The sequence below is a fragment of the Pseudonocardia sp. MH-G8 genome (assembly GCF_002262885.1).
Lineage (GTDB): Bacteria > Actinomycetota > Actinomycetes > Mycobacteriales > Pseudonocardiaceae > Pseudonocardia.
The window spans coordinates 80,576-88,293 of record NZ_NKYF01000036.1 but is presented as its reverse complement, the minus strand read 5'-3'; the positions used below and the strand labels follow the sequence as shown (position 1 = coordinate 88,293).

At 72.8% G+C, this 7,718-nt stretch carries 6 protein-coding genes; 4 read left to right on the top strand and 2 right to left on the bottom strand.

All coding sequences use genetic code 11. The annotated features are described in order from the left end of the window. Positions 1 to 298 precede the first annotated feature (298 nt). Positions 299 to 970, bottom strand: coding sequence for a thermonuclease family protein (locus tag CFP66_RS42530; protein ID WP_094931044.1), 672 nt, complete (start codon positions 968 to 970; stop codon positions 299 to 301). Positions 971 to 1,102: 132 nt separating this feature from the next. After that, positions 1,103 to 2,224 (bottom strand): ROK family protein, encoded by a 1,122-nt coding sequence (locus CFP66_RS42525; protein ID WP_094931043.1) that lies wholly within the window; start codon positions 2,222 to 2,224, stop codon positions 1,103 to 1,105. A 166-nt stretch (positions 2,225 to 2,390) separates the two neighbouring features. Here CFP66_RS42525 and CFP66_RS42520 point away from each other — a divergent pair, with 166 nt between their 5' ends. From CFP66_RS42520 to CFP66_RS42505, 4 genes are read left to right on the top strand one after another with little or no spacing between them, the layout of a single operon-like run. Then, positions 2,391 to 4,196, top strand: a complete 1,806-nt coding sequence (locus CFP66_RS42520) for a peptide ABC transporter substrate-binding protein (protein ID WP_233160180.1) — start codon at positions 2,391 to 2,393, stop codon at positions 4,194 to 4,196. Between the two features lie 8 nt (positions 4,197 to 4,204). Beyond that, positions 4,205 to 5,185 carry an ABC transporter permease gene (locus tag CFP66_RS42515; RefSeq protein WP_233160178.1) on the top strand — a complete coding sequence of 327 codons (981 nt, stop codon included), beginning with the start codon at positions 4,205 to 4,207 and terminating at the stop codon, positions 5,183 to 5,185. Continuing rightward, positions 5,182 to 6,057 (top strand): ABC transporter permease, encoded by an 876-nt coding sequence (locus tag CFP66_RS42510; RefSeq protein WP_233160176.1) that lies wholly within the window; start codon positions 5,182 to 5,184, stop codon positions 6,055 to 6,057. Before CFP66_RS42515 ends, CFP66_RS42510 begins: the two co-directional genes overlap by 4 nt. After that, positions 6,054 to 7,715, top strand: coding sequence for an ABC transporter ATP-binding protein (locus CFP66_RS42505; protein WP_094931041.1), 1,662 nt, complete (start codon positions 6,054 to 6,056; stop codon positions 7,713 to 7,715). The genes CFP66_RS42510 and CFP66_RS42505 overlap by 4 nt, the downstream gene beginning before the upstream one ends. The last annotated feature ends 3 nt before the right edge of the window (positions 7,716 to 7,718 follow it).

Here is a 7,718-nt window from a genome sequence, read left to right as displayed (position 1 = left end):
CCCACCGAACTGAACAACCTGGTCAGTCTGTGCAAAGTCCACCACCGCCTGATCCACGATTCCGGATAGGTGGTGCGGATCCGTGACGGGTTACCGGAGTTCATCCCACCGAAATGGATCGACCCGGAACAGAAACCCCGCCGGAACCCCTGACACGACCATGCCGCCTTCACCAGCGCCTGGCCCACCAGGGCAGCGACGGGTCCGCGCGCGGGTCGTTGAGCGTCTTCTGCTCGTACACCGCGTCCAGGCGGGCGACCTCGCGCCTGAGTGGAGCGCGCTGCCGACGCCCCAGAGGTCAGGTGCCGTCGCCGTAGACCAGCGGTTCGCCGCACGGCGGGCCGTACATGCCCTCCGGCCGGTACTCCGCGATGCGCTCGGCGCCGTCGAGGCTCTTCTCGTAGGTGGCGTTCGCGTCGCTACGCCCCACGGGCGTCGCCCACCCGCCGAGCACGAGGGACTTGCCGAGATCGTTGGCGTAGATCGGCTGGTCGTCCCGGTCGGCGACCGCGGCGTACTGGACGTAGCGCAGGAAGCGCCCGTGCTGGTCGACGTCCACCCCGGGCTCGGTGTGGAGCTTCACCACGTGGCCTTCGACGAGCGAGCGCGTGTGCTCGGTGGCGCCCGGGCCGGCGCAGGTTCCCACCTCGGGGGCGTCGGCGCCGAGGAGCCGGACGCGGCGCCCGTCCATGATCTCGAGGGTGTCGCCGTCGACGATGCGGCGCACGGTGACGAGCTCGCCGCCCGGGTGGCAGGTGTCGTCGCCGTCGTACACGGTGTCGCCGGAGTGGCACCGCGCCTCGCCCGGCGCCGGGAGGGCAGCCGGCTGCGCGACGGACGCCGTTCCCGCCGCCGCGACGCTGCCGGAGGCCGGGGGCTGCGCTGCCGGGTCCTCGTCGGCCCGGCTGCAGGCTCCGAGGATCACGACGATTCCGACGAAGCCGATCAGCAGCTTCCCACCGGTCCTCATCCGAGGCACTCCATCTACGTGCAAGTACGAGCTTCCGGGCGGAGGCTCCGGCATCTGATCGACGCGCGAGGCCGTGATCGTTACTGCTCGACCACCCGGTAAGGCGGTCGTCACAGTCACGGCGGGATCGGGCTACGCCGCCGTGCCCCGGTGCGCCGCGGCGACGGCGAGGCGGCCCATCCCCACCACGCCCGCGTCCGGCCCGGTGACGGTCGCGTCGATGACGAGCTGACCGGTGGCGATGGGGTGCGACCCCTCGTAGACGCGCCCGCGGACCGCCGCCACGAACGGCTCGACCGCGGACAGCGCGCCGCCGAGGTAGACGGCGCCGGGGTTGACGAGGTTGACCACGGTGCACAGCACGGCGCCGAGGTAGCCGCCCGCCGCGCGGACCAGCGCGGAGACCTCGGGATCGCCGTCCTGGGCCCGGCGCACGACCTCGCCGGTGGAGCCGACCTCGATCCCGCGGGCGTGCAGCAGCCGGACGATGCCCGCCCCGGAGGACACCGTCTCCAGGCAGCCGAGGTTGCCGCACGAGCACGGGGTGGCGCTGGCGACGTCCACGCGGGTGTGGGTGATGTTGCCGGCGCCGGCCGAGGAGCCGGGGTAGATCCGGCCGCCGACGACCAGGCCGCAGCCGATCGCGGTGCCCGCCTTGACGGTGACGGAGTCGCGGGCGTGGTCGGGGCGGGCGTAGTGCTCGCCGAGGGCCATCGCGTTGGCGTCGTTCTCGACGACGGTGGGCACGCCGAGCCGCGCGGTGACCCGTTCCCCGACGGCGACGTCGTTCCAGCCCGGCATCCGCGAGGCCTGCACGACGGCGCCGCGCTCGGCGTCGACGGGGGCGGGCAGCGACAGCCCCGCCGCCGTGACCGTGCTGCCCCGCGCAGCCGAGTCCCACGCCCCGATGATCCGGTCGAGCGTGGCGTCCGGCCCCTCCGTGACGTCGACCTCGACCTCGGCCACGTCGCGCAGCGCACCGGTGAGGTCGACGACCGCGGCGCGCGCGTGGTGGCCGCCGACGTCCGCGACGACGACGCAGCCGCCGTCGTCGCGCAGCCGCAGGATCCGTCCCGGCCGGCCGCCACGTGAGGGCGCGAGGTCGGCCTCGTGCAGCACGCCCGAGGCCAGCAGCTGCCCCACGCGCAGCGACACGGTGGAGGGCGCCCAGCCCAGTGCCTTGCCGATCTCGGCGCGGGTGACGGCCTGGCCGGTGGCGACGAGCTCGACGATGGCCACGGTGGCTCCGGACATGACCCCTCTTCCACGAACGAACGAAGTTCACCACCAGGCGTCCGATTCGCCGGTTTTGCCGCGGCTGAATTTATCGGTCCGTAACGGCGAAGGGCTGTTGGACGCGGCGTGATGCTGGTTGCATATTGCCATCTTGCAGGAACTTTTGCCAGCAATGGAGGAAGTAGTGTCCCGACCCCGACTCGCCGCGCGGCTCGCGCGCGGCACCGCCTTGGCGGTCGCCGCGGCGATGGCCCTTGCTGCCTGCGGCTCCGGCGGCGACGAGAGCGGCGGCGACGGCTCCGTCGTCAACTACGCGCTCCCGGCCAACGCCACGCCGAACTGGATCCTGCCGATCGGCGTTCCGGGCACGCTGGCCACCCACAACATCTCGATCTACGAGTCGATGTGGCCCTCGCTGGTCGAGTTCAACGGCAGCACGGGCGAGGTCGCGCTGGACGAGGCCGCCTCGACCGCCGAGTCCATCCAGTGGTCCGCGGACGGCACGCAGGTGACGCTCAAGCTCAAGGGCATGAACTGGAGCGACGGGCAACCCGTCACCTCCCGCGACGTCGAGTTCTGGTTCAACCTGATCAAGGCGGGCAAGGACGGCTGGGCCTCCTACGCCGAGGGGAAGATGCCCGACAACGTCACGGCGGTCGAGACGCCGGACCCGTCGACGGTCGTGCTCACGCTCGACCAGGCCTACAACCAGCAGTGGTTCACCTCCACGCAGCTCACCCTCATCGCGCCGCTGCCCCAGCACGCGTGGGCGAAGACCGGCGACGACGGCGCGGTCGGCGACGGTGACCGCGACCCGGCCCAGGCACGGCAGATCTTCGACTACCTCGTGGCCGAGGCCGAGGACCTCGCCTCCTACGAGACCAACCCGCTGTGGGACGTGGTCTCCGGGCCGTTCACCGCCGAGGAGTACGCGGCGAACGGCCAGGTGAAGCTCGTGCGCAACCAGGCTTACAACGGCACCGACCCGGCCCACGCCGACGAGGTCAACCTCCTGCCGTTCACGAGCGCCGACGCCGAGGTCAACGCGGTGCGCGCCAAGTCGGTCGACTACGGCTACATCCCGAGCTCGGCGCTCGCCCAGCAGCAGCAGTACACGGGCCTGGGCTACCGGGTCGAGCCGTGGACCGGGTGGTCGGTCACGTACATGCCCTACAACTTCCACCACCCCCAGATGGGCGCCGTCTTCTCCCAGCTCTACGTGCGCCAGGCGCTGCAGCACGCGGTCGACCAGGTCGGCATCTCCGACGTCGTGTGGCACGGCGCGGCCGACCCGGGCTACGGCCCGGTGCCACAGGAGCCGAAGAGCGACTACCTGTCGGACGTCCAGGCGAACAACCCCTACCCGTTCGACCCCGCGGCCGCCACGCAGCTCTTCACCACCCACGGCTGGACGCCGGGCCCGGACGGCGTGCTCGCGTGCACCAACCCCGGCGCGGGCGCCGACCAGTGCGGCGAGGGCATCGCGGCGGGCACGAAGTTGGAGCTCACGTTCCTCGTGCAGAGCGGCTCCCAGGAGACCGACAACCAGTTCGCCGAGATCCAGTCGGCGCTGCAGCAGGTCGGGGTGGGCGTCTACCTCGAGCAGGCGCCGCTCAACCAGGTGCTCTCCCGCACCGTCCCGTGCGAGGCGGGCGACCCGGAGTGCACGTGGCAGCTGAGCTACTTCGGCACCGCGGGCAGCTGGTACTTCGGCGCCTACCCGACCGGTGAGCGCATCTTCGGCACCGGCGGCACGGCCAACTTCGGCAACTACTCCAACCCCGAGGCCGACGCCCTGCTGTCGGCGGCCGTGCTCAGCAACGAGCCCGGGACGATGGCGCAGTACTCGGCCATGCTGGCCCAGGACCTGCCGGTCATGTGGCTGCCCAACCCCGTCTACCAGGTCTCGGTCATCGCCGAGGGCCTGACGGGCACCACGCAGGACCCGGGCGCCAACTTCTACCCGCAGCGCTGGGGCTGGGAGGGCTGAGGAGAGCCATGAGCACCACCACGACCATGAACCCCCTGCTGCGCTTCGTCCTGCGGCGCACCGGCCAGGCCGTGCTCGTCGTCCTGCTCGTGACCGTGGTGGTGTTCCTGCTCCTCCAGGCGCTGCCCGGGGGCCCCGCGCGCGGGGTCCTCGGGCAGACGGCCACGCCCGAGCAGATCGCGGCGTTCAACGCGGCCAACGGGTTCGACCAGCCCCTGCCCCAGCAGTACCTCGCGTTCCTCGGCCGGCTCCTGACCGGGGACCTCGGCGACTCCTTCGTGATGAACCAGCCGGTGGCCGACGCCATCGCGCAGCGGCTCCCCAAGACGCTGCTGCTCACCGGGCTGTCGCTCGTCGTGGCGCTGGCGGTCGCGCTGCCGCTGGGCGTGCGGCAGGCCGCCCGCCGCGGTTCCGGCTTCGACTACTCGGCCACGACGTTCGCCGTGGTGCTGTACTCCACGCCCAGCTTCTTCCTCGGGCTGATCCTCATCGTGGTGCTCTCGCAGTGGCTGGGCTGGTTCCCGGCGCTCGCACCGCAGGGCCGCACGGTGCTCGCTGTCCTCGGTGAGCCCCGCGCGCTCGTGCTGCCGGTCCTCACCGGGGCGCTGGTGGCCGTCGCGACGTTCAGCCGGTACACGCGGTCCTCGACCATCGACAACCTCGCCGAGGACTACGTCCGCACCGCGCGTGCCAAGGGCACCCCCGAGGCCGCGCTGCTGCGCCGCCACGTCCTGCGCAACTCCCTCACGCCCGTCGTGGCGATGCTCGGCTACCAGATCCCCGTGATCTTCGGCGGCGCGCTCGTCGTCGAGCAGCTCTACAACTACCCGGGGATGGGCCTGCTGTTCTGGAGCTCGGCCCAGGCCGGGGACTTCCCGGTGCTGCTCGGCTGCGTCCTCGTCATCGCGATCGCCACCGTCATCGGGTCGCTGCTCGCGGACCTGCTCCAGGCCGCGATCGACCCGCGCACCCGAGGAGGCCTGCAGTGACCTCGACGCCCGATGCCGGAATCCGCCCCGTGCCCCGCGGTCGCGCGATGCGCCGGTTCCTCGCGAACCGGATGGCCGTGGTCGGCCTCGTCGTGCTCGCCCTCCTCATCCTGTTCAGCGTCGTCGGCCCGCTCGTGCACCCGACCGACCAGGTGCACACGAACCTCGCCGAGGCCAACCTGCCGCCGTCGGCCACGCACCTGCTCGGCACCGACTCCGTCGGCTACGACGTGCTCGGCAGGCTCATGCAGGGCGGGCAGATCTCGCTGCTCGTCGGCCTCTCCGCAGGCGTGCTCGCCACGCTGATCGGGACGCTCTGGGGCGCCACCGCCGGTTACGTCGGCGGCTGGGTGGACGCCGTGATGATGCGCGTGGTCGACGCCGGCATCGCCATCCCCGCGATCTTCCTGCTGCTCGTCGTCTCGGCCATCACCCGCCCGACCGTGCCGCTGCTGATCGTCGTCATCGGCCTGGTGTCGTGGCTGGTGCCGGCGCGGCTGGTGCGTGCCGAGTCGGTGTCGCTCAAGACGCGCGAGTACGTGCTCGCCGTCCGGGCCGGCGGCGGCACCCACCGGCGGGCGGTGCTGCGCCACATCGTCCCGAACACCATCGGCACGGTGGTCGTCAACGCCACGTTCCAGGTGGCGGACGCGATCCTGCTCGTCGCCTACATCAGCTTCCTCGGCATGGGCGTGCAACCGCCGGCCACGGACTGGGGAGCGATGCTCAGCTCCGGCGTGGGCCTCGTCTACTCGGGCGCGTGGTGGCTGATCTTCCCCGCCGGGCTGGCCATCGTCGCCGTGGTGTGCGCCTTCAACTTCATCGGCGACGGCCTGCGCGACATGCTCGACGTGAAGGGGAAGCGCGCATGACGACCCTCTCCGCCACGGCTGCGCTCGAGGTCGACGACCTGCACGTCACGTTCGCCACCGACGAGGGCGACGTGCCCGCCGTCCGCGGCGTGCGGCTCGCGCTGCAGCGCGGCCGCGTCCTCGCGCTCGTCGGGGAGTCCGGATCCGGCAAGAGCGTCACCGCCATGTCGGTGCTCGGGCTGCTGCCGCGCAACGCCCGGACCAGCGGCCGCGTCAGCGTCGGCGGCACCGACGTGCTCGGCCTGACCGGGGAGGGCCTGCGCCGGGTGCGCGGCGCCCGCGTCGGCATGGTGTTCCAGGAGCCGGCCACCGCGCTCAACCCGAGCATGACCGTCGGGGCGCAGGTGGCCGAGGCGTTGCGCAACCACGGCACGGACAGGGAGACCGCGGCCGCGCGGGCCGTCGAGCTGCTCACCGAGGTCGGCATCCCCGACGCCGCCGCCCGCGCCGGCCGCTACCCGCACGAGTTCTCCGGCGGGCAGCGCCAGCGCGTCGTCATCGCCATCGCGATCGCCTGCGAGCCCGAGGTGATCATCGCCGACGAGCCGACCACCGCGCTCGACGTCACGGTCCAGGCCGAGATCCTCGACCTGCTGCGCCGCCTGGTGCAGGAGCGCGGCGCCGCCCTGTTCCTCATCACCCACAACATGGGCGTGGTGGCCGACATCGCCGACGACGTCGCCGTCATGTACCAGGGGCGGGTCGTCGAGCAGGGGCCGGTGCAGCAGGTCCTCACCGCACCGGCCGACGGCTACACGATCCGGCTCCTCGCCGCGGTGCCCGAGCTGCCCCGGCTCGCGGCCGAACCCGCCGCGGCCGACGAGGTCGCCCCGATGGACGGGGACGCCCTGAGCCTCAAGGGTGTGTCCGTCGACTACGGCCGCGGCCGGCGCGCGTTCCGCGCCGTCTCCGACATCGACCTCGTCGTCGGCGCGCGGGAGATCGTCGGGGTGGTGGGCGAGTCCGGCTCGGGCAAGTCGACGCTCGCGCGGGCCGCGGTCGGGCTCGTGCCGATCGCGGCGGGTTCCGCGTCGGTGCTGGGGTCGGCGCTCACGGGCCACGGTCGCCGCGCCCGGTTGCTCCGCGCGCGGATCGGCATCGTGTTCCAGGACCCGGCCGGCTCGCTGGACCCGCGCATGACCGTGGGCGAGTCGGTGGCCGAGCCGTTCCGGATGCACCCGGACGTCGCGGGCCGGCCGAACCGGGCGGAGCGCCGCAAGCGCGTCACCGCCCTGCTCGACTCGGTCCGGCTGCCCGGCGGCACCCTCGACCGCTACCCGCACGAGCTGTCGGGCGGGCAGCGCCAGCGCGTCGCACTGGCGCGCGCGCTCGCCCTGCGCCCCGGCCTGCTGATCGCCGACGAGCCGACCAGCGCGCTGGACGTCTCCGTGCAGCAGCAGGTCCTCGACGTGCTGCGGGACCTGCACGCCGAGCTCGGCTTCGGCTGCCTGTTCATCAGCCACGACCTCGCCGTGGTGCACGAGATCGCCGACCGCGTGGCCGTCATGCGCGGCGGCGTGATCGTCGAGCACGGGCCCGCCGACCGCGTGCTCGGCGCCCCGCGCGAGCCCTACTCGCGCGCCCTCGTGGCCGCCGCGCCCTCCCTGGACCCCGTCGAGCAGCGCCGCCGACGCGAACTGCGCCTCGCCGCGCTCTGACAC